Origin of the sequence: Sphingobacterium populi, from assembly GCF_001586775.1 — a bacterium.
Taxonomy (GTDB): Bacteria; Bacteroidota; Bacteroidia; order Sphingobacteriales; family Sphingobacteriaceae; genus Sphingobacterium; species Sphingobacterium populi.
The window spans coordinates 705777-730760 of record NZ_LQXS01000002.1; the positions used below are offsets into that span (position 1 = coordinate 705777).

At 40.2% G+C, this 24984-nt stretch carries 20 protein-coding genes; 13 read left to right on the forward strand and 7 right to left on the reverse strand.

What is annotated here, in order from left to right; translation table 11 throughout:
* Positions 1 to 18: 18 nt before the first annotated feature.
* A complete protein-coding gene (locus tag A0125_RS07315) occupies positions 19 to 3117 on the reverse strand; it encodes a SusC/RagA family TonB-linked outer membrane protein (RefSeq protein WP_231863161.1) in 3099 nt (1032 codons plus the stop codon).
* Positions 3118 to 3147: 30 nt separating this feature from the next.
* Positions 3148 to 3720, reverse strand: a complete 573-nt coding sequence (locus A0125_RS07320; RefSeq protein ID WP_066754073.1) for a discoidin domain-containing protein — start codon at positions 3718 to 3720, stop codon at positions 3148 to 3150.
* Positions 3721 to 3914: 194 nt separating this feature from the next.
* Here A0125_RS07320 and A0125_RS07325 point away from each other — a divergent pair, with 194 nt between their 5' ends.
* The 6 genes from A0125_RS07325 to A0125_RS15590 all read left to right on the forward strand — a co-directional run bounded on the left by A0125_RS07325 (position 3915) and on the right by A0125_RS15590 (position 9442).
* Positions 3915 to 4283: a thioredoxin-like domain-containing protein gene (locus A0125_RS07325; RefSeq protein WP_066754075.1), complete on the forward strand. Its 369-nt coding sequence runs from the start codon at positions 3915 to 3917 to the stop codon at positions 4281 to 4283.
* A gap of 146 nt (positions 4284 to 4429) precedes the next feature.
* The gene (locus A0125_RS07330) at positions 4430 to 6643 is read left to right on the forward strand and encodes a TlpA family protein disulfide reductase (protein ID WP_197464816.1); all 2214 of its coding nucleotides are present in this window, start codon (positions 4430 to 4432) and stop codon (positions 6641 to 6643) included.
* A 187-nt stretch (positions 6644 to 6830) separates the two neighbouring features.
* Positions 6831 to 7355, forward strand: a complete 525-nt coding sequence (locus A0125_RS07335) for a hypothetical protein (RefSeq protein WP_156472458.1) — start codon at positions 6831 to 6833, stop codon at positions 7353 to 7355.
* Positions 7356 to 8074: 719 nt separating this feature from the next.
* Positions 8075 to 8752, forward strand: a complete 678-nt coding sequence (locus tag A0125_RS07340; RefSeq protein WP_231863162.1) for a hypothetical protein — start codon at positions 8075 to 8077, stop codon at positions 8750 to 8752.
* Positions 8753 to 8887: 135 nt separating this feature from the next.
* Positions 8888 to 9160, forward strand: a complete 273-nt coding sequence (locus A0125_RS16605; protein ID WP_066754083.1) for a helix-turn-helix domain-containing protein — start codon at positions 8888 to 8890, stop codon at positions 9158 to 9160.
* A 123-nt stretch (positions 9161 to 9283) separates the two neighbouring features.
* Positions 9284 to 9442, forward strand: a complete 159-nt coding sequence (locus A0125_RS15590) for a hypothetical protein (RefSeq protein WP_156472459.1) — start codon at positions 9284 to 9286, stop codon at positions 9440 to 9442.
* 606 nt (positions 9443 to 10048) lie between these two features.
* Here A0125_RS15590 and A0125_RS07350 read toward each other — a convergent pair.
* A complete protein-coding gene (locus tag A0125_RS07350; protein WP_066754085.1) occupies positions 10049 to 10279 on the reverse strand; it encodes a helix-turn-helix domain-containing protein in 231 nt (76 codons plus the stop codon).
* Positions 10280 to 10777: 498 nt separating this feature from the next.
* Here A0125_RS07350 and A0125_RS07355 point away from each other — a divergent pair, with 498 nt between their 5' ends.
* Genes A0125_RS07355 through A0125_RS07365 form a run of 3 tightly spaced genes read left to right on the forward strand, consistent with a single transcriptional unit; the run spans position 10778 to position 16103 of the window.
* Positions 10778 to 11413, forward strand: a complete 636-nt coding sequence (locus A0125_RS07355; protein ID WP_066754087.1) for a TlpA family protein disulfide reductase — start codon at positions 10778 to 10780, stop codon at positions 11411 to 11413.
* A 9-nt stretch (positions 11414 to 11422) separates the two neighbouring features.
* Positions 11423 to 14650: a SusC/RagA family TonB-linked outer membrane protein gene (locus tag A0125_RS07360; protein ID WP_082784941.1), complete on the forward strand. Its 3228-nt coding sequence runs from the start codon at positions 11423 to 11425 to the stop codon at positions 14648 to 14650.
* On the forward strand, positions 14637 to 16103 hold the full coding sequence (locus A0125_RS07365; protein ID WP_082784942.1) for a RagB/SusD family nutrient uptake outer membrane protein: 1467 nt from the start codon (positions 14637 to 14639) through the stop codon (positions 16101 to 16103). The genes A0125_RS07360 and A0125_RS07365 overlap by 14 nt, the downstream gene beginning before the upstream one ends.
* A gap of 492 nt (positions 16104 to 16595) precedes the next feature.
* Here the strand turns inward: A0125_RS07365 and A0125_RS07375 are convergent, their stop codons facing one another.
* The 3 genes from A0125_RS07375 to A0125_RS07385 form a co-directional block, all read right to left on the reverse strand.
* The gene (locus tag A0125_RS07375; RefSeq protein ID WP_066754092.1) at positions 16596 to 16934 is read right to left on the reverse strand and encodes a hypothetical protein; all 339 of its coding nucleotides are present in this window, start codon (positions 16932 to 16934) and stop codon (positions 16596 to 16598) included.
* Positions 16935 to 17204: 270 nt separating this feature from the next.
* Positions 17205 to 17813 (reverse strand): Crp/Fnr family transcriptional regulator, encoded by a 609-nt coding sequence (locus tag A0125_RS07380; RefSeq protein WP_066754093.1) that lies wholly within the window; start codon positions 17811 to 17813, stop codon positions 17205 to 17207.
* Between the two features lie 519 nt (positions 17814 to 18332).
* Entirely contained in the window at positions 18333 to 19640 is a 1308-nt protein-coding gene (locus A0125_RS07385) for a ferredoxin reductase family protein (RefSeq protein ID WP_082784943.1), read from the reverse strand.
* A 252-nt stretch (positions 19641 to 19892) separates the two neighbouring features.
* On the opposite strand from A0125_RS07385, the gene A0125_RS07390 reads away from it, so the two are divergent.
* Together A0125_RS07390 and A0125_RS07395 are read left to right on the forward strand one after the other, a co-directional pair.
* On the forward strand, positions 19893 to 20123 hold the full coding sequence (locus A0125_RS07390; protein WP_066754095.1) for a hypothetical protein: 231 nt from the start codon (positions 19893 to 19895) through the stop codon (positions 20121 to 20123).
* A gap of 53 nt (positions 20124 to 20176) precedes the next feature.
* Positions 20177 to 20476: a hypothetical protein gene (locus A0125_RS07395; protein WP_066754098.1), complete on the forward strand. Its 300-nt coding sequence runs from the start codon at positions 20177 to 20179 to the stop codon at positions 20474 to 20476.
* A gap of 23 nt (positions 20477 to 20499) precedes the next feature.
* On the opposite strand, the gene A0125_RS07400 is transcribed toward A0125_RS07395, so the two are convergent.
* Entirely contained in the window at positions 20500 to 22386 is a 1887-nt protein-coding gene (locus A0125_RS07400) for a PAS domain-containing sensor histidine kinase (protein WP_066754100.1), read from the reverse strand.
* Between the two features lie 513 nt (positions 22387 to 22899).
* Between A0125_RS07400 and A0125_RS07405 the strand changes: the two genes are divergently transcribed.
* Both A0125_RS07405 and A0125_RS07410 read left to right on the forward strand, forming a co-directional pair.
* The gene (locus tag A0125_RS07405) at positions 22900 to 23796 is read left to right on the forward strand and encodes an SDR family oxidoreductase (RefSeq protein WP_066754102.1); all 897 of its coding nucleotides are present in this window, start codon (positions 22900 to 22902) and stop codon (positions 23794 to 23796) included.
* A 716-nt stretch (positions 23797 to 24512) separates the two neighbouring features.
* Positions 24513 to 24773, forward strand: coding sequence for a hypothetical protein (locus tag A0125_RS07410; protein ID WP_066754104.1), 261 nt, complete (start codon positions 24513 to 24515; stop codon positions 24771 to 24773).
* Positions 24774 to 24984: the final 211 nt, after the last annotated feature.

The window sequence follows — 24984 nt, forward strand, 5'->3', positions numbered from 1 at the left end:
AAATTTTAAAAACTAGTATTAAAATGATGCTTGAAGACCTAGTGTGAATGTCCGGATATTTGGATATCGTGATCCATTCGAAGTATTTAATTCCGGATCCCATAGTTTGAATTTACTCCAAGTAAGCAAATTATATCCCTGCAAATAAATTCTAGCATTCCGTAACAATAACCGCTCTGCGGTAGATTTAGGAAGGTTATATCCTAAATCCACTGTTTTAAGACGAAGGAAATCGATATCTTTAATCCACCAGCTTGATGCTACCGCATTATTTCTGTTGGCTGTATTTCCATATGCTAATCGTGGATAAAAAGGATTTTCGAGTGGATTTTCTTCCGTCCAACGATCCTCCGCGATAGCGAAAAGATTGCTACGCTCTGCACCAGTACTATTATTAAAAGGGATGATACCATCTCCCGAAATCAGTCTTTCGGCTCCCGAAATACCTTGGAAGAATGCTCCGATATAGAATTGTTTATAGGTAACATTGAATCCAAATCCATAGATATGGTTAGGCACATCGCCATTTCCTATTCTTGTAATATCATTCGCGTCAATAATACCATCGCCATTAAGGTCTTTATAACGAATATCTCCCACACGTTGCGCACCAAGCGCAGACTGGTTAGCATGCTGATCGATCTCTGCCTGTGATTGGAAAAGACCATCAGCTACATAACCAAAATTTGATAAATAATTTACGCCGCGGCGCTCCATATATGGAAATGGCTGGATAGGCATGTCATTTTCAATTACCTTATCACGATTAAATGTATAAGTAGCCCGCATATCTAGGAATACATTACCTATCGGGAACGGAGAAAGTTCTAAAGTACCATCAATACCTTTATTTTCTATAATACCCAGATTACCCCAAGGTGCGCTGTTTAATCCAACGAAGTTAGGCAACGATTCTCGTTGCAAAAACACGCCACTTCTACGCTCTTTAAATAGGTCTACTATTAGCGACAGTTTATTATTTAACGTATTGATCTCAATACCTAAGTTTTGTTTATGTGCTTCAGCCCAACGTACATTTGTACCATAATCAGTAATAGCGCCGCCGGCGTATCCAACATTATTTGTTCCGTTACCAAATGTGTATCCACCACCATCTACGTTGGTATTCACTAATGTAAGGTATCCAAATCGTCTTCCACCGTTTCCGCCATCACCCACGATACCATTTGAGTAGCGTAGTTTTAAGAAGTTAATTGTTTCTGCTAATGGCGCGAAGAATTTTTCATTAGATACTACCCAGCCTAAACCAAACGACGGAAAGAATCCGTATTTAAATCCAGGTGCAAAATTTTCAGAACCGTTATAGCCAAAGTTTCCTTCGAAAAAGTATTTATCTTGAAAACCATAAGTCAAACGACCGACAATACCTTGATTACGATAAGGCAAGGATGAAGTCACTGAATTGGCGAAAGCACGAACTTCTTCACGTTGATTGTAAAGAAGCAATGCTGTGATGCTGTGATCATCAGCAATGGTCGTATTATAATTAAATGATGCTTCCGTATAGAATTGTCTATTCGAATCATTTGCTCGTCCATACCCTAAGTCGTCAGAACCTTGAGAGATAATATTTAAAATTGGATTACCTTCTGCATCGTATGGAAATAATCTATTGATTAAATAGGTACTCCTGGTACGTGTTCTATCAATTCGATGTGTATTCCAAATATCAAATGAGAATAATGCGTTAAAGGTTAAGCCTGGTACCAAAGCACCTAGATCCTGAATAAGTCGTGCGTTAGACATGATCTGATTGCGGAACGTATTTTGTGTTCCAGTCTGAGTAACCTGACCATAAGGATTTGGCTGTGCGCCAGCTGAACTTACTCCTGGCACAAAGCCGCCTGGATACATTACTGGATACAAGACAGGGTTTGTTTGCATTACATTAGCAAAAGCATCTTGCGGATTGACACCAGGATAGTTTAAGTTAGAGATATAGCCTTGTATACCCAGCTCAAACTTGGTGGTTTTGGTAAAGTTCATCCCCACATTGGACGTGAAGTTGTACCGTTTAAAGCGTGTAGAAGCATTGTAACTCTGTAACGCGTCGGTGTTTAACAGCGATGTTTCATCGTAGTATGCACCAGAAACATAATAATTCGCAAAATCCGAACCACCGCGAGCACTGAAATTGGCTCTTCTATTGTCTGATACATTGTTAAATAATGCATCCATCCAGTTTACGTTTGGATACAGATACGGATCGGTTCCTAATATAGTATTATTGATATAATTATTGGAATACTCTGGTGTCATTCCGGAAGCGCGCTGCGCTTCATTACGCAGTAACATGTAAGTTACACCATCTGTAAGTTCAGGTCTTTGAGTAAAGCTCGTAATTCCTTGATTATAATTGAACATCAAAGTCGGTTTACCGCTTGTACCTTTTTTCGTAGTAATTAATATCACACCATTTGCCCCAGCTACACCATATACGGAAGTCGCAGCAGCATCTTTTAGAATGGAAAAAGAAGCTATATCCTCTGGATCAAAGCTATTAATATCCCTCCCCTGAACACCATCAACCACTACTAAAGGCCCCGCATTGTTACCTGATCTGTTAAATGTAGATATACCACGAATCCACAAGTCGGCACCATCTGCTCCTGGCAAACCAGTACGCTGAACACCTACTAAACCAGCTATTCGCCCTGCCAATGTTGCACTTAAATTAGCTACAGGTTGCTTTAAGTTGTCTACATTTACACTTGATTGTGCCCCTACAACACTAATTTTTTTCTGAGCTCCAAATCCGACAACAACGACTTCATTTATACTTTGATCGTCGGCTTCCAATGTAATATTTAGGTTGGTGATATTACCTATACGAGTCATAAAAGTCTTATATCCAACGAAGGTAAAAACTAAAGAATCACCACGTAATGCTCTGATTGTAAAATCACCTAAATTAGCTGTCACTTGTGTTTCACCAGTAGTACGGTTCTGAATAGTTACACCACTAAGAGCGACCTCAAGTTCATCTCGAACAATACCGGATACAGTTGATTGCAAGTTTTCTTGCCCAAAGGCGTTGCTAGCCAATAGAATAGCAAAGAAACATGCAATCATGAATAGTAAATTTCTATTATTCATAATTGTTTTTTATTGATTAAAAAATGGTTGTTAGTCTGTATTTCTGTTTGGATCGTAGATTAAACGCCATTCTGCCATCTGGAATAAGCCAGTTCCCCCACGAATAGCGGTAATGTTTAATCGGTAGTAACGGTACTGTGTCGTATTTTCGACATCAAAACGGACTTTTTCAAATCGCGAAGTAAACATAAAATCTTCCTTCTTGTCTAGTACTGTCCAATTTTCTAGATCGTTAGATCCTACCAGCTCCCAGTTCTTGGGGTCTCGATCCTGTGCATCATTCGCCGAAGCAACGATGTAAGCGGAAACAGCAATTGTTCCAGGAAAACTTAATTGTAAGTAAAGATTATCCCGATAAGGATTAATCAAGAATTTGGAATTGTAGTCGTTGTCTACGAGTTTAAGAGACCCTTCGTTTCCTCCTGCGCCGCCGCTATTTTCAAAATTTACTGAAATAGTGCCGGACGAGGTAATGTCCATCTCTGGCTCTTCTTGTTCTGGAAGTAGTTCATAATGGCGAACTTCCTCCTTTTCGCAACTACTGACTCCTGTTAACACGCACCCAGCTAAGAGCGCATAGATTACCATGGTTCTGTTCTTCATAAAAGGTGTTATTAGTATAGATTAGCTATAACGATTTAGTTATAACCAAATATAATAAGCTAAAAGTTACAGGCATGTTAATGCATTGTTAATGACACAAATACACATAAAAAATTACGGTATGTGGAAGATTAGTGCTAATTTAAAAGGTAAAAAATGGGTTACGGAAGTATGTTGAGATAAAATAGACCAGATTGGAAGAGAAATCAGCAATCATTATCCCAACTGAGAGACAAAAACGTATTATTTCAGCTGTGGCCTTTTGTGGAGCGGAACATCCTATATTAATTGATACTCGTGAGCAGTACAATGAAAATTTTGAAATTCTAGGTGTTTCCTTAGATGCGAATGATCAAGTTTGGCATCAAGCTGTTTTAGAAGATCAACTTACTTGGATAAACACTTGTGTAAAAGGAGATGTCGACAAACTCGCTATAAACTTTATCCATTCGAATTTTCTGTTAGACCCAACTGGTCGTATACAGACAATGAACATAACTGCCAGAGAACTAAAAGTACGTTTGGACACAGAGTTAAACAGGGAAGTGGATGATAAAAATTGATGAGGTAATTACTTCGCAAGCTATAGAATCCGATCTCTAGTAATTGGAAAAGAAATGCTTTATAAGTAATTATTCTATTTTTAAAACAGATAATGCTCTATAATTTTATTATATTCATTAAAATTATTGCCAACCAAATGCTACGTATGAAAAAATTGATTCTCATGTTCCTGCTCCTTCCGTGTTTTTGGACCTACTCACAGCAAAAATATGTGGAAATTCCTTATATCTATACCCTTAGAGATACGACATCTAACAGTAAACCAGGAGAATCAATCAATTACCTTAAGGTTAGAGAATATGTAGGCAGTGCTGCGGGTGAATATCCTTTTGAGCTTTATCTGATGGCTTTTTCAGAAAATACAGGATTCGGTGAAGAAAAGCGGATGGTGAGCTCGGATCACTTGGAAAAGGCTCAAAATTTCCTGAATCGCACCTCTGATGTGGCGCGCCTAATTAACGTTAAGCAACCAATTCGCTACGATATAAAAGATGGTTTGCTACAAGTTGACTCTGCTGGCTATATGCACTATGTTGAGCAACAATTAGATAATTGGCAGGTCAAGGACAATTTTCGAAATAATATTGCCGTTAACGCTTATGAATTTTTGAATCATATACTCAAGAGACTTCACTTTTCCGAATTTGCGGTATTAGATGACACAAAATTTCAGCACGGGAAGCTCTCCACTTCAGGTACCGAATACACTATTATTGATCAAAAACGGCAACATCAATTGGTGAGTTTTGTGAAGAAAGATGATGTCACCGATACTCACGGCCTAGTTCGTTTCAAAAAGAAGCAAAACCGTGCAGCATCTTTTATTGTACGCTCGCACATTACGCAGCACATGCCTGATGGAGAACTGTACGAAGGTGTTTTTTCTGAGCGGCTAGAAGAAAATAAAGTACTTAAAGAAAAATCTAATTTGCAGCCATCATACGCAGACATGCTGGTCCACGGAAGTTATTGGAGCACTGCGCTGTTGGTGGATGACAAGCCAGACAGCGCAAAAGTATATGCTTTTATCGAAAAATTTGACGAATCGTATGGACAGGATAAGAATTATGTGTTAGCTAAGCTTAATAATATCTGGCAAATGCGTGATTATGAATCTTATCACGCGGCACTAAACCTCGTTTCTGATGTCACACACTTAGTAGGCACAAGCCATTTGACCAATATCACTAACGTAGAAAATTTCTCGTGGGAAATGTTTCAAACAGTTTTGCCTTTGATGCAAGATGAATCCTTGTATGGATACATTCAGCATACTTTTTCTCAAAGCATCATGAGAAAAGATAGCTTGAGCCTCAGTTGGCTGGATCGATCCGAAGGTCTATTTACGGAGAGAGAAAACACGGCACTATACCCATTGATCGTATGGAGAAAGAGCATGGATATGCAGCGTGCGGATCAACTGATTGCACTGAGAGATACATTTATGCAATTAGATAATAATTATTGGAATCAAGGAAACGCTGGTCGATATGCATTGCTGATACAGAAAGCTATTGATGAAACTGATAGCCATGGCATAGCTCAAATTATCGATAGATTGCAAGAATTGACGGAAGATAAAAATAACCCGAAGCGGTATATTCAAAAGGCTCATTTGGCGTACGCCAATTATTTGGCCTATGAAATGGCCAAAGAGAGAAAGGACGACGAGGCGATTGAATATCTCCACCGTGCAGCGACTAATTCGCCAAAAACAAAAGACGAAAATGCATATGACAGTTTCTACGATCGTCATTTTCTGCAATCAAAAGACAATTATACTGCAGAATACGTGACAGCTTTACAGCAGGCCGGACGGGATGATGTGGCTCTCCAACAATATGTCGATGAGTTCTTACATAATCCTGCCAGCACATTCGAAGGTCTTCAAGCTCATTATATTAAAACGTATCCACAGGAATCGTTTAGCAAATATTTCCATGCAGAGCTCCTGCCGAAATTGCCAGATGCCCCCACTTTCCTATTAAAAGCGCTAGACGATCAGGATTATTCTTCAGATCAACTAAAAGGCCGCTGGACTGTGCTCGACTTTTGGGGAACATGGTGTGGTCCTTGTGTTGCAGAGATGCCTAAGCTCAATGACTTTCACCTGAAGGATAAGCAAAACAAAGCCGTGTTATTAACCATCGCCTGTTACGATACGAAAGATAAAGTCGAAAAGTTTTTGGCAACCAACAACTATCAGATTCCGGTACTGATGTCTAATTCTATTGTCCAAAAGGATTTCAATGTAAATAGCTACCCTAGTAAATTTTTAATATCACCCGAGGGCAAATTGATTTCTACTGCTTTTCAGTTTGATTGGGAAAGTTTGCTCGACAAGTTGGTCGATTTATAGGTAAGGGGATTTGCCTTACGGCAAAACTCTTGATGAAATATTCCTGACGGTCTATAACGGAAAAGATTCATAAGCCGATCTTCTAATCTGGGTGCTTGTCAAAACGGACAAATTATCTATCATGCAATAATCAAAAGTAATTCAAATTATGAACAGAATTCTATTTAGTCTATTGGTATTAATAACTTTGACAAATACATCAATATCAAAAGCACAAACCTCGAATATCGATAGTAATGATTTTTTCGATACAGCTGTTAACAATCATAATCAAATCTTTCCATATTCTGGCATTCCGTCGGCTATCGAAATGGTATTGAAGGATCGGAATGCTGTAGATCAAGACTTTTATGAGCTGCAAAATGACTGGCAAAACAAAAAAGATGGTTCATTCCGCGACTTCGACCAGAAAAAGTTGTACGGAATCACATTTATACAAAAGTTTACTGAACCTCGGGATGCAAACTTTCCCATTGACAGTCTTTTTCAAACTATAGAAGAGGAATTGAAGTTTGGGAGGAAAGTAATTATATCTCTACAAGGAAATATGGGATGGTCCATATTTGTTGTTTGCAAGCAAACTGCAGACGGTGAATTTACCTCCTATAGTAAAGATGGAAGCCATACATTGATTATTAGAAATACAAAAGAAATTGTTGAAAGATCAAATGGTACAGAAATAATGACCTATCGCCTTTCTACTGATTTGTGATAACATGTTTAGAGATACAATATTTTTAAAGTTTTTTTTATTATGATTTTACAACGATATGAACTATGGCATGCATCATAGTCATTAGTCCAAGGTATAAATCATTTAAAGATCCTAGCCCAACGATTCTTAAACTGTTATATAGATTTTTGATCTACTTCACAATATTGTGTCTCACAAAACGAAGGTTTAATATTACGGCATATTGAGCTATCCTTATATGGTAAATGGCCATTAAAAACGTGTTTTCGTTATAATCCTGAGCGATTCGATTTTGTATTATATTTCCGTAATGTTAGTAGGAAGGTTTTGAGTGGATAGTTTCTACATTAGTGCTACATTCAAAGTTGGCAGGACGAATAAGCACTAGCTTGTTATCCGTGAGCCTATAGGCTTGTCTATTCGCATATCCAAATATATATAGATCTGGAAATCTATACATCTACATACATGAGCATTTCGATATATGTATGTCCAGTGATACAAATATCACTAGGATTGCCTGTGCGTTACCATATTTTGGTGTCATTTAAATAGGTTTCATCCTATCAAATGGCTGTTTACGCCAGGCAAACAGCCTTTTATGTCATGTTATCCTATCAAATGATTTTTTTGCGAAATGAACTTCTTAATTTTGGTATATGCCAATTAGATATTTTAAATGCAGAACACCTTTCGAAATAAACGTTCATCCCTATGAGCTTGGCAACATATTGGGAATGAAAAAAGGGTATGATGATAATCACTTTTTATTGAAACTGTATAGCATCGAGCACTCTGATTTCAAGAGTTATTATAGTTTTCATCTGGAATACTTTTTAAAGCAAAATCCTTCCAAAGGGGAGAAGATTTTCTTTTCGCATGTCTGGTCTATTGTCAATGCTCGAATTGGCTACTTTGAAACCAAAGATCCCTTTTCGGCCAAGCATCCCCGTTATGTCTCCAATATCCATCAACTAAAAGAGTTTAGAGACTTCCTTTCTAATTACGATCATGATAATATGCTTCCACAGGCAGAATTGATCAAGAAAAAAGATGCGATCATAGCTGAGCTTCATAAGAAGCTTGAGCAGAAAGATAGACGCTTGAAAAAACTAGAAGAGTACGAGGTATCGCTTAAGATTATGATTCAGGATGATCACTTGCCAACACTTATAGACCTGATTCACCAAATCAAAGAATTAACATTACCTAGGTCTGGCAGAAAACTTTTGAAATCAGATTATGATAGCCCCTACTATAAACTTATTTCAAAATACTTCTCGCACCAAGGTAAAGATATTCCTATTAATACAGCGCGAAACTATTTTGTCCAAAAGGCGGTAGAAGATGCTACTAAAGGCTCTAAAATACCAGAAGATAAAAAGTTGTTTTCCATTATTCCAAGAATGGTTTAGGATTGATTTAATCTATATTCGTTTGGTGACCAAGGGTTTTGGATGGTCATCCGCTAATGGATCGTATATGCGAGTTTTGCTATCAATGCATAGGAGAATCCTATTGCAATTGAACGCTTAACTATTCAATTCATTATGCAAGTAAACATCTTGACTAAAGAAGATCTAAACCAATTCAAAACAGAACTAATTCAAGAGATTAAACAACTACTTTCGAGTAGTGACAACTCCGTTTCAAACAAATCACACTGGCTACGCAGTGCTGAAGTTAGAAAGCTTATGAGTATCTCACCAGGGACACTCCAAAACCTCCGAATTAATGGCGTTTTACCATACCGCAAAGTTGGCGGAATTATGTTCTATGCCATAGAAGATATTCAGAAAATGATGGAAGGAGGCAAATTATGACCAAAGTCAGTCTTCAAATCAAAATGGCAGAGTACGGCAAATGGCTCGGAAGGATAGGCTCAGATAGTCGGATAATGTCCACTCATGTAAGTTTATTTGCTGCACTTTTTGTCTGCTGGCAGCATGGAGGTTTTAAAAGCCCCTTTGCTGTCACTCGTAGAAAGCTCATGGCACACAGCCGAATTGCATCCATCGCAACCTATCACAAATGCATCCGTGAACTGGATGAATTTGGGTACATCCAATACAAGCCAACTTACCATCCTAAGCTGGGCAGTCTAGTGTATTGGCCGCCAGAATAAGCGGAGCAAATACACCAGTAAATTAGTGTAGAAAATCCCAACCAGAACATCACACCTAAAGCTTCTTTTAAAAACGATCTGGTAATGCAAACCGCACAGGTATTAGCCAAGCGCTTAGCAAGCTAAACTTATCCGATTTACAGGAAGCAAGTTTGTGTTACACAAAAACTCCCTTGAGCCATCAGCACAGGGACACTTTCTTTTTGCTACCGAAGGTCGCATGAAGTAGCAAAGGGCAATAGAAAATTTAATATATATATCTAGATATCTAGAAATCAGGATGTGAATATATCTGGCTATATAGATATGCTGGATAGTTCTTCAGCATACTTCTATTCAACTTATAATAAGTGTATTTGCCAAACATACAAAAAAGTGAGTTGCGAACTTTTTATTTCCCCTTAATTATTTGCGAGATCAGATCTTGCAAATAATTAAGGCAAGTTCGTTTTTGTATGGCAGGTTTGACGCAGGAAATCTGTACGTACAAAGACACAACTTGCAAGTACATTATCAAAAATATAGGGTTATGCCTGAAGCTGTTTTAAAAGTGTTTTTGAAGAATATATTTGTCGAAGTGAGCTGCTTAGAATTTTAATAATTCATGAAGGGGTAGTCGCAGTTTGTCGGCGATCATTTTCAAAATTGATATGGTAGAATTTGTTTCAGCTCTCTCAATTCTTCCTAATTGCCTAATGTCGATATTACATATCTCCGCTAAGCGCTCCTGAGTCCAGCCATTACTTTCACGGATGTCCTTAATACGTTCTCCTAATTGTTCTAAATATTGCTGATCCCTATACTGCTTCGCGGCCATTTCAGCTAATCTCTATAAATAATGAAAAAAATGTTAGGACACATTTGTCCTTTTTATTTTTTTCTTGTATGTTTGAATATAACTGATAATCATCTAGATGTACATAAGTGGCATCTGGTAAATAATATGTAAGAGTCTCGTAGATCGAAGTTGACACCCAAGGTTCGAGACGGCAAGGTTTAACCATTACCCTGCGTTTGCTATATTTGTAAAAGTAGCAGGGGATGGTCTTGCTGTGAAACCTTTGTCCTTGGGTGTCAATCAAGATCACAAAGTGTGGAGCGGATCATCCTTCTGCTTATATAATAAGCCCCCACCTTACAAGACTCGCATTTGTTATCGCGAGTATGAAGAAATCCCTATATAAGAACATTATTCGGTCACCTAGTTAAATCATAAGGTTTGCTAATCAATATTAATAAAATATTGAACTAATATATATCTGATTATAGCAATCAGTCGAAGATTTAATTTATCATCTCAATACCTTAAAAAATTATGACGTTTTTCAACGCCTTGGCCGCGCTTTGGTCTAAATCAAAATACATTTATAGAGCTTTTGCATGGCTAGCTATACCAGTAATTCTAAGTTCATACGTGTTTGTTAATAGTGCTTTTGCCCAGTCTCGCCAGAATGGTGAGGCTGGCGTAAAGGTGCAGCAGTCCATGGGGCTTATTATAGGAGAGAGAGTACCTCAAGATTTTTGGACACGTGAGCATCTGTTCTACAATGAAGGTGATACTGTGCGAGGCACGCTAGAAAGGTTCAAGGGTAAGCTACTGGTGCTGGACTTCTGGGCTACTTGGTGTGGCGCTTGTCGGAAGAATTTTTCCAATCTCGAATCCCTGCAAAAGGATTACCCGGATGATCTTGCTTTTGTCCTGGTAAATCCTGCCAAATACAAGGATAGCTACGCTAAGGTTAACGATTGTTATAATAATATGCTCTCCCAGACTGGCGGCACCACACTTGCATCGATCATCTTAGATGAGCAGCTTGTCGCTCAGTTTCCCCACTACCTGATTCCTCATTATGTGTGGATCTCCAAAAATGGATTTATAAAAGCTTTCACTGGTTCGGGCTGGACTCTGCGCGAAGCCATAGAGTTCCAAATTAGCCAAGAAGGTCTTTAAGCAAAACCGATGATGAAATATATAGTATATCTAACAATTTTACTTGGCGGTTTGTGCTATGGCGCGCAAGCTCAGCAGCTGCGCGGCCGGATCATCTCTTCCTCCGATCGCCAGCCTATTAGCGGGGCAATCATAACCCAGCAGGGTGTCAGTAACTCGGCAGTATCGGATCTACGAGGCCGCTTTGTACTCGGCGTGCATCCTTCAGCTCAGCGGCGCTTTACCATCCAGCACCAATCTTACACAAGTTTTACGACAACCATTATTTCTGATCAGACCGATACGCTTACTATTGTGCTTGATGAGCGCCAGCGCGCAGTGGATTCGGTAACAATAGTCTCCACTGGCTACCAGCAGCTGCCACGCGAACGGGCTACGGGATCGTTTTCAACTATTGATCGGCAATTATTCAATCAGCAGATAGGACCTGATATCATATCCCGTCTGCCGGCCATCGCAAATAGTGTTACCACCGATAATAGCTTAGCTATCCCGCAGCTCATGGTGCGAGGTCTCAGTACCATCCAAGGTCCACGAAGCCCACTCATTGTAATTGACAACTTCCCTTATGAAGGAGATATTAATAATATCAATCCCAATATCGTAGAAAACATTACGATACTTAAAGATGCTGCGGCATCCAGCATTTGGGGTGCTAGAGCTGCCAATGGGGTGATTGTCATCACCACTAAAAAAGGATCATTCGACCGGCCAATCACCCTTGAATTTAATAGCCATGTAACGATCACAGATAAGCCAGATCTGAGCTACATTCGGCAGATGTCTAGTGCAGATTATATTGATATGGAAGTCGAGCTATTTGATAGAGGGTTTTACAATAGCAGAATCAGCTCACCATCGCGCTTAGTGCTTTCCCCTGTGGTAGATATGCTGGAAAGAGTACGCAATGGATCAATGGATGCCGGGCAAGCTCAAGCAGAGATCCAGCGGCTAAGGGGAGTGGATTCGCGCGATCACTTTGACCGCTACATGTATGACAAAGGTGTTAACCAGCAGTACTATCTAGGAGCGCAGGGCGGCTCGCAGAAATTCTCGTGGTCATCGGCGGCAGGGTATGATCGGAACTTTGATCAACTGGGGGCAAGGTTTCACCGTATCAACCTACGCTTTGAAAATACCTATCAACCTACGGATGCACTCTCGCTGCGTACCAGTATATATTATACCGAGTCTGGCGATCGATCGGGCAGATTAGGCTATGGTGATATTGCCATGAATGCATCCAGCAGCGTACCTTATATGGAACTGGCTGATGAGCAGGGTAGGGCAAAGCCTGTATTTACCAATCTGAATAATACCTATATCAACTCTATAGGACAGGGACTACTCCAAGACTGGAACTATTATCCCCTAGAGGACTGGAAGCATGATGTTTCACGCTCGCGCTCCTCGAGCATGCTAGCTACTGCGGGGCTCGAATACAAAATAGTGGAGGGTCTACGCGCTTCGGTAAATTATCAATACGAGCGGCAGCATGATGGGACAAACCGCCTAGCTGACCGGGATAGCTACTCAGCGCGGGACTATGTGAACCGTTTTACCCAGATTTCCGGTGGCGCGGCCAGTTATGCTGTTCCGCGCGGAGGTATCATGGATCTTGGCTCGGGCATGCTGCGCTCCAACAGTATTCGCGGACAACTTTCTTTTGATCGGACTTTTGCCCAGGATCACCATATTACTGCTATTGGCGGTAGTGAGATCCGCCTGAACGTGCGTGAATCCGACCAGCATCGCCTGTACGGCTATGATCAGGATAACATGAGTTTAGGGGTAGTGGATTACTCGCGGAGCCATCCACAGTTTATCTCAGGCAATAGTTTTATTCTAAACAACCAGTTTATCTCATCCACCGATACGCGTTTTGTATCGCAGTTTGGTAATGTAGCCTATACCTACAGGAATAGATACACACTTTCAGCCAGCGCGCGCCGGGATGCCAGTAACCTGTTTGGACTGGCTACCAATGATCAGTGGAATCCTTTCTGGTCGGTGGGGATGGCATGGAAAGTATCTCAGGAGAAATTCTTTTCGACCGACCTATTGAGCTACGTGAACTTGCGAGCAACCTATGGCTTCAGCGGCAATATAGATCCGGCCATGGTAGCGGTGAATACAATCAGTTACTTGCCGACAAATTCCGTATTCACCGGTAGACCTGCTGCCCGCATAAGTAACTACTTCAACCCATCGCTGCGCTGGGAAACCTCGCGCATGCTGAACATTGCTTTAGACGTTCGCAGCAGGAACAATCGAATCAGTGCCAGCGTAGAATATTTCAGAAAGCATGGCGTAGACCTTTTTGGCTCTGCGCCCACAGACTATACCACCGGTATTCCGCCCTCCACGCTTCGTAATGTGGCAAGCATGTCAGGGGACGGACTAGATATAGAGTTAAAAACAGATAATATACAATCGGGCACTTTTGGGTGGTCGAGCATTTTAAACTACAGCTTCTTTAAAGACCAGATAGGAGAGTATCTAGTAAATCGTACGCTGGCCAGCCAGTTTGTTAATCCCACATCAGTGCCAATTTCAGGTATCCCGGGACGTCCGGTCTATTCCGTGTTTGCTTACCCATGGGGTGGTCTTGATCCTGGCAGTGGTGATCCGCAGGGTATTCTGGATGGGGAGCTCAGTACGGATTACCGAAACCTAATCGGTGCAGGCACTACGCTGGAAGAATTGGAGTTTTTTGGATCATCGATCCCGACCCATTTTGGATCTTTTATTAACTCGTTTGGTTATAAAGGATTTAGCTTGCAGGTAGGGATTTCCTACAAGCTGGGCTATTTTATGCGCAGAGGATCGATCCATTACACCAACTTACTCAGCAGCTGGCGTGGACACAGTGACTATGGTGATCGATGGCAGCAGCCGGGCGATGAGCTGATCACTGATGTGCCTTCCAATACGTATGTGGCGAACTCGCAGCGCGATAATTTCTACGCCGGATCTAGCGTGCTGGTGGAAAAAGCGGATCACATCCGCTTACAGTATATCAATCTTGGCTATGCCTTACCCCTCAGGATACATGGGCAGACTCAGCGCATTCAAATTTATGTCAATGCGAATAATCTGGGACTACTTTGGCGCGCAAATAAACAGGGCATTGATCCAGATTTTAATAATAACACAGGCACCAGACTGGTGCGACCTGCAGGATATACGATAGGCCTCGGACAAACTTTTAAAATGATCTTTTATGAAAAAGTATAGGGATATACATAATATCGTGGCTAAGACCAACAAGACCATCAGCTCCCCACAATTGGAGCTAAATAGCAGGAATGCTACTTCTCCTATATCAAGTATACTTATACTGCTAAGCATACTGATAATAGCCACTACTATTACGGGATGTAGTGATTTTCTTTCCCAGAAAGCTGACGGCCGTTTAGCGGTGCCTACCAAGGTGGTAGACTTTCAGGCGATGCTGGATAACTTCGGTACGGTGAACAATAATTTTGTTTCGGCTGGCGAGGTAAGTGCCGATGACTTTTATTTGCGGGATGCAGATCTTCGGGGCTTATCGTATGAAAGTGATCGCAGGCTGTATACCTGGCAAGCAGACTTTGTGGCTAGACCACAAAGCACGGCAGGGGATGAGTGGTATAATTGCTATACCGCTGTCAATATTTGCAATCTCGTTTTAAAAGGGTTAGACGATAATAACTTGTCTGGAGTAGAGGTCGATATGGTACGAGCACATGCTTTATTCATGCGAGCAGTGAGGTTCTTGGATGCTGTGCAGACTTGGTGCGTAGCTTATACGCCAGCAACCGCGGACAGGGATTTGGGTATTGTGCTGAAAGTAAACCCAGACCCTGATGAGCGCTCCGTCCGAGCTAGCTTGGCCGCGAGCTATGCGCAGATCATCACGGACTTGGAGTCTGCTTATGCCTTGCTGCCTGAGCGGCAACCCGGAAAAACCGCACCTACGCGTCTAGTTGCTGCCGCTATGTTAGCAAGAGTCTATCTTTATATGGGAGATTACGCGCAGGCGGATCGTTACCTGCAAACGATAAAAAACTCTGAGCTTCCTTTGCTAGATTTTAATGCGCTAAATCCAGCTACGCTATACCCAATTCCTACGGTGACTGATAGTAGTATAGAGCTGCTGTTTTGGAGTAATGCGATGCTGGCAGCGCCGCTGAATGGGAATATTGCCCGTATAGCCCCTGAGCTTATCGCACAGTATGAGCCCGGTGATCTGCGCAAGCAAATCTACTTTCGCCAGCATGCGGACGGCACCTATTTCTTTCGAGGAAGTCATGTTGGACAGATGACACTTACTCCCGGAATGAGTAGTAGTGAAGTGCTACTGATGAAAGCTGAATGCTATGCCCATCTAAACAATCTACCTGCGGCGCAGCAGGAATTGAATCACTTACTAGTTACTCGCTACGAATCTGGAAAGTTTCAACCATATAGTTTTTCTAGCAGCGCAGATGCCTTAGAAATCATTCGCAGGGAGCGTAGAAAAGAGCTCGTAATGCGCGGACTTCGCTGGGCGGATATTAAGCGTTACAATCGCGATGGTGCAGGACTCGTCTTGGAGCGCAATGCAGAAGGGGAGTTATTCAGGCTTCAACCTAGGGATCCGCGGTACGCGATTGCAATCCCAGAGGAAGTTATTGCCCTTTCGGGTATTCAGCAAAATCCAAGATAATAGTAAACCCAAAATGCAGATGCACTATGTTATTTCTCGATAAGCAAAACGTGATCGACTTCTACTTAGGCTCGGGACAGATCTCAGAAAAGTTAGAAAGCTCCAAGAGAGAATTGTTAAGGCAGGTGCTGTACTTAGCTTTGGACGTGCCTGATCAGGATTTCCTACTCCATGTAAGCAGGCTTATTGCTCAATGTAATGTTGAACTTAAGAGGCATGGGGACTTTTCGACGTTGCTAGCTACAGTAGGAGCGCAGGTGATAGCACCTAAAATGAACGTATAGCAGTTAATACCAACTGCAAGGGTTGCTACAAGTGTTTTTATAAAGTCGACATGTTGACGCAGCTTATCTGTACCGTTATTAGTGAATAGGTCTTGGGTCGTAGACGTTATAAATATCACCCTAAAGAGCAGGCAAATTAATTGGTAACAAAGCAACAGGCCGAAGCATATACGCTTCGGCCTGTAAAATTAAAAACATGAATCAGTCTTTACGGACGTTTAGATGATGGGTTTATATCAAGTACCGCTTCGTTATCCATTCCACTAAGGTAAGTCGCCAGTTCGTCCAGATTATTGGCTTCTACGGTTATCTCACAAGGTTTCTGTCCAACTGTACCGCAAGCATTGGATGTACCTTCTCTCCAATTCTCAATTTCTGAGAATTGGCCAGGGTCTTCGCTATCGCCTACGAAGTGAAAGGTGTTTTGTAATTTATTAGTGCCCACGGACTGCTTATTCATCACTGCGGTAAATGCAAACGTTCCGATTGCAATTAGCGCCAATATTAATGTGAAGAGTGATGTCTTCACCGCAAATGTGTTTTTCATGGTTGTAAAATTTTTAGTGTTAATTAATTACCTTAGCAGATCTTTGCCCGCCAAGGCATTTGATCTTTTTAATGCTGTGGTGGCCTACTCATCTATAGTATTCAGCGAGTAGACCTTTAGCCGGAAGAGCGCAAATTTCATCTTAAACATTTTCATATCACATATCTTAATTAATTTTATAAATTCAGTTACATTAACACCGCTGTTAAATACTGATAGTCAAAATTATATAACTTAAAATGCGTGAGTTGCACATTAGATGTGCAATTTTTAGCTGTTTAAGCTTTTTAGGAAAAGATATTGGCATTCTTGGAGGGTTCGTTTAGATATACCCAAATAATCTGCTTGTTCTTGCTGAGTCATTACCGACTGAATACTGGAAAGCTGCTCGCGGAAAAGTCTATACCTATCAAGTGGTAATTTTGATAGCAAAATGGAGATATGACTTCTATGCTGTCTTGTTTCTCTACTGGCGAGCACATCAAATAGTATGTCAATTACTGGATCATGGTTTTTAAGTGTTTTTACACGTTCGTATGCTATGCGTAGAACTAAACTGGACCGAAGTGCTACGATACTACCTGTTCTTGGCGTATTGGTATAAAGGTGATTGGTTGTTTTTAAGGAGTTATGTGCTAGAGCAACACTTTCAATTTTTCTTTTTTTTATGGAAGGATCAATGGATACAAATGCGATCATTCCTTGGCAAACGAAATATAAGTTTTTTTGTGGGGAAGAATAGTTGTATAAAAGTTCGCCGCGACTGGCATGTATTGGGTGCAGATTGTCTCGAGCCCATTGCTTGTGGTATTCTTCAGTCTGAGCATACTCTGACCAGAATTGAAAAAAGATATTTAAGGCTTTGGTGTCTTTTTTCATGGCTAAATGTGTTGTCTAATAATCCACTATTAGCAGGCTAAATATTCACATATTGTTGATATTCAAAGCTAAATAACCTTTGTAAAAAATAGGTTTGGTATGGACATAATGCCATTTAGTAGGAGCGTAATGCTATTTGCCTAGCGCAAAATGCTATTTGATCCTACGAACTTGAGCAAAATTGAAGGTAAAATTTCAATTGAAAAGTTGAAATTCACTCCTGAAATCAAGAATTTAATAGGTGGATTTTTAAATGGGAGGGAGGGTCAGTTTTGGTTTAAACATTGACTGAACTTGGAAAATGTGTCTCTTTTGGAATGAACACTTCGTACAAAGAAGGTGTTTTGATCATGCTTCCAAAGCGAGTAATAGGTAAGCGCAATAGAGGATCGGCAGAGCAATTAGAAACCTTTCCATTACCTTAAAGCAAATAGCGCAGCTATCAGTAGTAGGATAATCCCCAAGACATCAGCCAATCGATGTATTACTTTATAAAGTATTTTTACGTGATCTTTCATATTATACCATTTCAAAACGTTCTGAATAAATCTGTTTCCAACTAATTCCCAAGTTATGTAGGGATATTTCGGTAATGTCCATCAATGGTGTTGGTCCACAGATGAAAAACATATAATTGTCGTGCTCCTTTGGGATATAGCGAGCTAGTAATTCCTGAGAAACAAATCCTTCCTCTCCATCCCAATCATCTTCGGGCTCTTCAAGCACATGAATAAGTCGGAGATTCAATGTTTCGCTCAACTCATCCAATTCCTCCCGAAAAGTAATATTCTCCCAATCACTATTAGCATAAATCAGCACAATCTGTCTCTCGTCTTTCTGATCGCGGAGCGTACGCAGCATGCTCATCGCGGGCGTAATGCCTATACCGCCCATAATAAAGAACAGATTCGCAGAGGCAGACGGCGTGAATGCGCCGAAGGGTCCTTCCAGATAAGCTGTATCACCCGGCTTCAAATCCTGCCAAGTCGCTGTAAAATCACCTAAAACTTTTGCCGTTAATTGAATTTGCGGATCTAATGCGCTCGAACACAGTGAAAACGGATGTTGCTGCAGATCAAATGGCGTGTCATTGATGGTTACCCAACAGTACTGACCTGGTACGTAGTTCATCTTTTTGCCGGTGGCCTCAAGTGCTATGGTGTAACAGTCGTTTCGTTCCTCGATGACTTGTACAATCTTGTAGGCATGTTTACGATTTTGGTAAGGCCGAATAATTCGCGTATGCACTACGAGATACATACAAATACAGATAATCATTGCCAGAATGATTTTTTTCCACAATGGATCCATATAATGAGACACCTGGATAGCATGAACCAACCCAATAAATACGATGGCTAATGCTAGAAAACCATGAATTAATCGCCACTTCTCATAACTGAGATTCATCGCTTGCCGCCACAAGCTGCTACCTACGATCGCAAATAGCGAGATCGTAACTATGCTAAGCGAAATTGCACGCATGAAGTTGACTCTTGGATCGAAATAAGATAGGTACGAAAAGTCGGCCAACAACAAGGTGATGGGATGGGCAAGCACAAACAGGAAAGAGATTATTCCTATCTGTTTGTGAAATTGCATTACATTATCACCACTATACACGGCAGCAATCTTTTGAAAGCGTCCAGTAAAAATAAATTGTACCGCCATCATGCCCAATCCAATAAATCCAAACGCCACCCCAAGTTCTATCCAAAATTGCCGAACCTGAGGAATGGATCCTGTCAAAGCAAGCAAAAGGGGTAGAAGCGACAAGCCAGCATAAATAAAAAGCCAAAGAAATCCGTTTCGGTAAGTATAGTGCATAGGGCTTAGATGATCAGTGCTATATTAACAACACGATATACTAGATAGTGTTTCTTTTTTCTTAAATGACGCTTAAAATGTTCATTTTTCCATGTTTACGCGTAAAATATATACGTATTACTGCAATTTATCGCATCATTAATTAGGTTATTATACCCGAATTGCCTCTTTAATAAACATCCGTAAATATCAACTGTATTATTAAATACAGATAGCACACGAATAGATTACTATCGGACGAAAGGAAAGATTATGATACTAGAGCACAAAAAAGGTAAACGAGTGGATTGTTTATCATCTAACGAATTTTCTACTGGAGAAGAAGCCAAACAATTTTTCTTAGTAGCCAAAGGACATCTTCTAGATATCAACAATTGGAATGAAGTAGCTGTATTACCGTCATCCGTATTCCAATTGGCAGACAGCAATGGCGCGCCCTTGGAGCGAGAAGCGAAGGTGATTTGGTCAAAATTGACATTCTAGGACCAGGATTACCCAGCAGCGATGGATATGATTAGGTTCGCATTGAGCAAATTTTGGAAGAAACCACAGCAAAAAGTCAAAAAGTTTCCATTACATTGAGACCAAAAACTGATCCAACACAAACCGACAAAGATATTGCGCATTTTTTCAAAGACATAGCCACTTCTACTATTTTGTTGGAACAGAAGGATAATGAAGTTTCCGCTCAATATGCCGGTAGAAATGAATTGATTAATGATGAGAATGAAAGTATAGCAGATACTATTAGAAATGCACTAATCGGACTTGGTGTTAAATTAGGCGGCTCATATCCACAGTGGAAAGCTTTGGTAGCTGGAATAGTTAAAAATTAAGTTGAGGAATTTTAGTCAGAAAATCAAATACCAATGTGACTGCTTTTTAAACTGAAAAAGAAAGTTGAGCCAATACCTTGTTCACTTTCAATAGATATACTACTATCATGTAAACGCAGCAATTCCGACACTAGATACAGACCTATACCAAATCCGGAAATATTTTTCCTATTCGGGTCTTTAATCCTATAGAAACGCTGAAACAGCATTTTCTGATCTTTTGCGCTTATACCCATGCCTTGATCCTTTACGCTAACGATAACTTGTTTATCTTTATTTTCACAGCTGATAATGATTTGCCCCCCTGAGGGCGAGTACTTAACTGCATTACTTACCAAATTGGTTAACACTTGGCAAATCTTATCACGATCTGCATTGACGTTTACATTTCCGGTAGAATTAATGATGAATGTGTGAGGAGAATCAAATAGTTCAGCATCACTCACTACTTCCTGTATTAACCCCTTCAATTCAAAATCCTCTAAATTAATCTCCGCCTTACCTTGTTCTATACGAGTCATATCAAGATAGTTTCCTATTAGAACATTCATCCGTCTTGAATGCGTTTCCACACGCTGAGTTAACTGCTTCACATCGCCAAATTGCTTTTGATTAACCTTTTTCATCAAAAGTTGACTGTATAGCAAAATTGATGTTAATGGCGTTTTTAGTTCATGACTAACAACAGAAATGAAATCATTTTTCCTTTTTTCCTCTTCTTTGCGGTCAGTAATATCGCGTGCAATTTTAGATATGCCTGTGATCCTCCCTTCGTCATCGCGAATCGGGGATATAGTGAGTGACACGTCCACCATTTCACCGGATTTTTTAACTCTGAGAGTTTCGAAATGCTTAACGGACTCCCCGGCACGTAATTTTCGAAGAATACTCTCTTCCTCATTATACCTATCTTGCGGTATTATCTTGAGTAGGGATTCTCCAATCATTTCCTTGGCAGTATATCCGAAAAGTTTCTCTGCCGAATCGTTCCAAGTGATAACACGTCCGTCTAATGTCTTTGCTACAATAGCATCATCTGAAGACTCTACAATAGCAGCTAATCTGGCGTGTTGCTCATGCGATTCTTTTGTTTTAGTTACATCTAACATCGTTCCTAAAAACCGATTTAGGATATTGTCAGATCCTACAAAAACAGTTCCTTGGGCTCGTATCCATCGGCATTGATTGTCGTTAATACGAAATATTCGAAATGTCATATCAAAGTGGCCGTCCGTGGATGCGTTGATCAACTCATATATCCGTGCATCTATCAGGGCACGATCATCTTCGTGTATACGTTTTAGAAACTCGGGAAATGATAATCTGCCTCGTTGTGATAATCCTAAGATACTTCTGCATTCTGGCGACCAATAAATTATCTTGTGGCGTTTGTTCCAGTCCCAAGTCCCTAGTTCTGTCGAGTCGATTGCTAAGCGTAGGCGGGCTTCACTTTCCCGGAGTTTAAAATTAAAGGATTCAGTCTGATGCTTTTGAATGATGTCGCTCGAGATGTCTCGGGTGAAGCATTGCGTATGAATAAATTTGTCATCCTGTCTAAATACATTGGAACTGATAAGCACATGTTTTATACTACCGTTTTTATGAAGCAGTTTTGCAGGATAATCTTGGACGGTTTCATTTATTAGCCATCTGCCAAAAATATCGTTAGCTATATTTTTGTCCGAATGTATATCCGCAATATTTTTACCGATATACTCCTGTTTTTGGTATCCAAGTAAGTCTAACTCTGCTTGGTTTGCCCAGATGATCTTGCCATAATTATCTACGGATCTTAAAGGGGTGGATGCCTTCTCCATAAAATCTGTTAAATATTCGCATCTTTTCGACAAGTTCTCGTTCAAGTTTTTCAAGTCGGCAAGCTGCTTTTGTAGAGCTGTTATGTCTTCCATCTTTCACCTAAAGTTTTTGCGAACCATAAAATTAAAAAAAAAGACAAATTGAGGAATTTAGAAAGTAGGAAATTTGGTGAAAATGGTTTTTTATCTATTCTCGCTAAAATTCGGACCGAATTATGCATTTTGATGAGTTTTTTGCTAGAATGTAGCTCTTGTAGCTAAAATTTTTCCGAAAAGCTTTGGTAAGCTATTTAGAAACCAATCTTGATAATTGTAATTGTTTTTTGTTGATTGGTAAAGTTTTGCTCCACGACATTTACTATGTTGACATAATGAATGCAAGCTTAAATGAGGGACATCGATTTTTGAGATCGTCTGAAATACCAAACACTTTAAACAGCCTTGCGTTTATTACCTTAGGATCGCAAAGCATAGTTTATTCTTCTCGTATGCCAATTGTTGGTTTATGGAGTGTATTGTGTTTCCATAGGCGTTAAAAATTACAATTAAAGATTACCGGGCGAAAATCGGTTCAAATAATTCGTTTAAAATTTAACACAACATGTTATGACAGACACTAAAAACCTTTCAGAAGACCCATCCCAAAAATATCCTAAACCTCCCGTTCCAAAGCAAGATCAACCTGTTCCAGGTGTGGAAGGTAAACTAAATCCAAAAGCAGATCATGGCGAGGATTCGTATAAAGGCAGTGGAAAGTTGACGGGAAAGAAAGCGATTATTACTGGCGGTGATTCAGGTATAGGGCGGGCAGTCGCCATAGCGTTTGCACGAGAAGGTGCAGATGTATTGATTAGTTATCTGGATGACTCAGAGGATGAGGATGCAAACCTGACTGCTGAATATGTAGAAGAAGAGGGGAGGAAGGCAGTCCTTATCAAGGGAGACATCAAGGAAGAGTCACACTGTAAATATATTGTTGAAACTGCGGTGAAGGAGTTTGGCGGATTAGATATTTTAGTGAATAATGCGGCATTCCAGATGGCAAGAGAAAGTATTCAGGATGTATCTTCTGAAGAATGGGATAAAACCTTCCGTACAAACATCACGGCCATGTTTTACCTATGTAAAGCAGCTGAACCTCATTTGAAACCAGGGAGTAGTATTATAAATACCACTTCCGTCAATGCATATTCTCCCAACGAACTGTTATTGCCGTATGCAGCCACAAAAGGTGCAATACAGAACTTCACAGCTAATTTGAGTCAAATTCTGCTGGAGGATGGAAAAGGTATCCGCGTGAATGCAGTGGCACCAGGCCCCATCTGGACACCGCTTATCCCTTCAACAATTCCAGCTCACGAGGAGTTTGGGAAAAATACACCTATGGGAAGAGCTGGTCAGCCAGCGGAGGTAGCTCCAGCTTATGTATTTCTTGCATCAGAAGATGCCAGTTATATCGCAGGTGCCACAATACCCGTAGCAGGCGGAAGAATAACTATTTAAAATTTGATCGTAGTGTAAATTTACTGCGATAATATTCGGTGCTAAGACAGTAGAATGAAAGAACCCATTCTACTGTCTTAGATAAATTATTTAAGAAATCATTCAGTTGTCAGTATGATTAATTCTTGATCAATCGGCGCTAACAAACTTTTGCATCAGTGGTTTCATATATTCACTCACTTTTTTACAGTAATATGGGTGCTCTTGGTAGTACGAATATAGAACCTCTTTTATCTGTTTTCTAACAATACGTAAAAATCCATTTTCTGCGATATACCCCTACACAAATATTTGTCACATTGAGTATGTGTACATATAAGAGGCCTGTGAAGCAACCACAAGAAGAACTCGCGTACCTGGTGCAGTCTTTGTGCAGTTAATTCTATTGGATTGATACGATGAAATCTTACAATTCGTAAATGGCGACGCAGGACTTTTCAGCGTAGGAATTGAGAATATTGCGATAACTGATCACGATCTTCAGGTCTGACGCCGTAACGCGCAAATATAGAAGAATGGTTCTTATGTACGGGAAATAATTTCGTAGTTGTAGCGAAAATGCTACAATGTTAATATATAAATATTCAGTACCATTGCTGCGATGTTGTTTAAATATCCTGCTTGTGCCTATATATTGAAAATAGTTCGCATCTGTGATATCTTTATGGTATTCATCAAAAAGGGTAATTATTGATTTGGTGATATTTAAAAATTTTATGCAATTTGTTAAACTAACCCGCGACATTTTACATTGCCTGCTGAAGCAAGGATATACGATTATTCGATCTGCCTCCCCATTAAGTAGCGAGAATCCTTCTTGGTTTCCGGATACAATAAGCGTTGAAGAGCATTTGCTTTGGGAAGACAAACAGTTTAAAAAGCATGATTTTGGATTCGAAGGGACGCATGTTCTCATTATTGTCGATGCTTTAGAGGAACTTCGGGAAGAAGATTTGATTGGAGAGGTATGGGTATGATCAACCATCTATATGAGCCAGTATGATGTAGATGTTGGGAAGCCATTATGTCCTTGAACATTTGTGAAACACCTGGCCCATGTTTGATGAAAATAATTCTTCACTCTATTTTGCTGCCTTTCAAACAAAAGTGATTGTAAAGGAAGAAAGTCGGTTAGTAAATGACTCGTTTATTACTGGAACTAAATCTATTGTCCGAAAGATTGGTTCG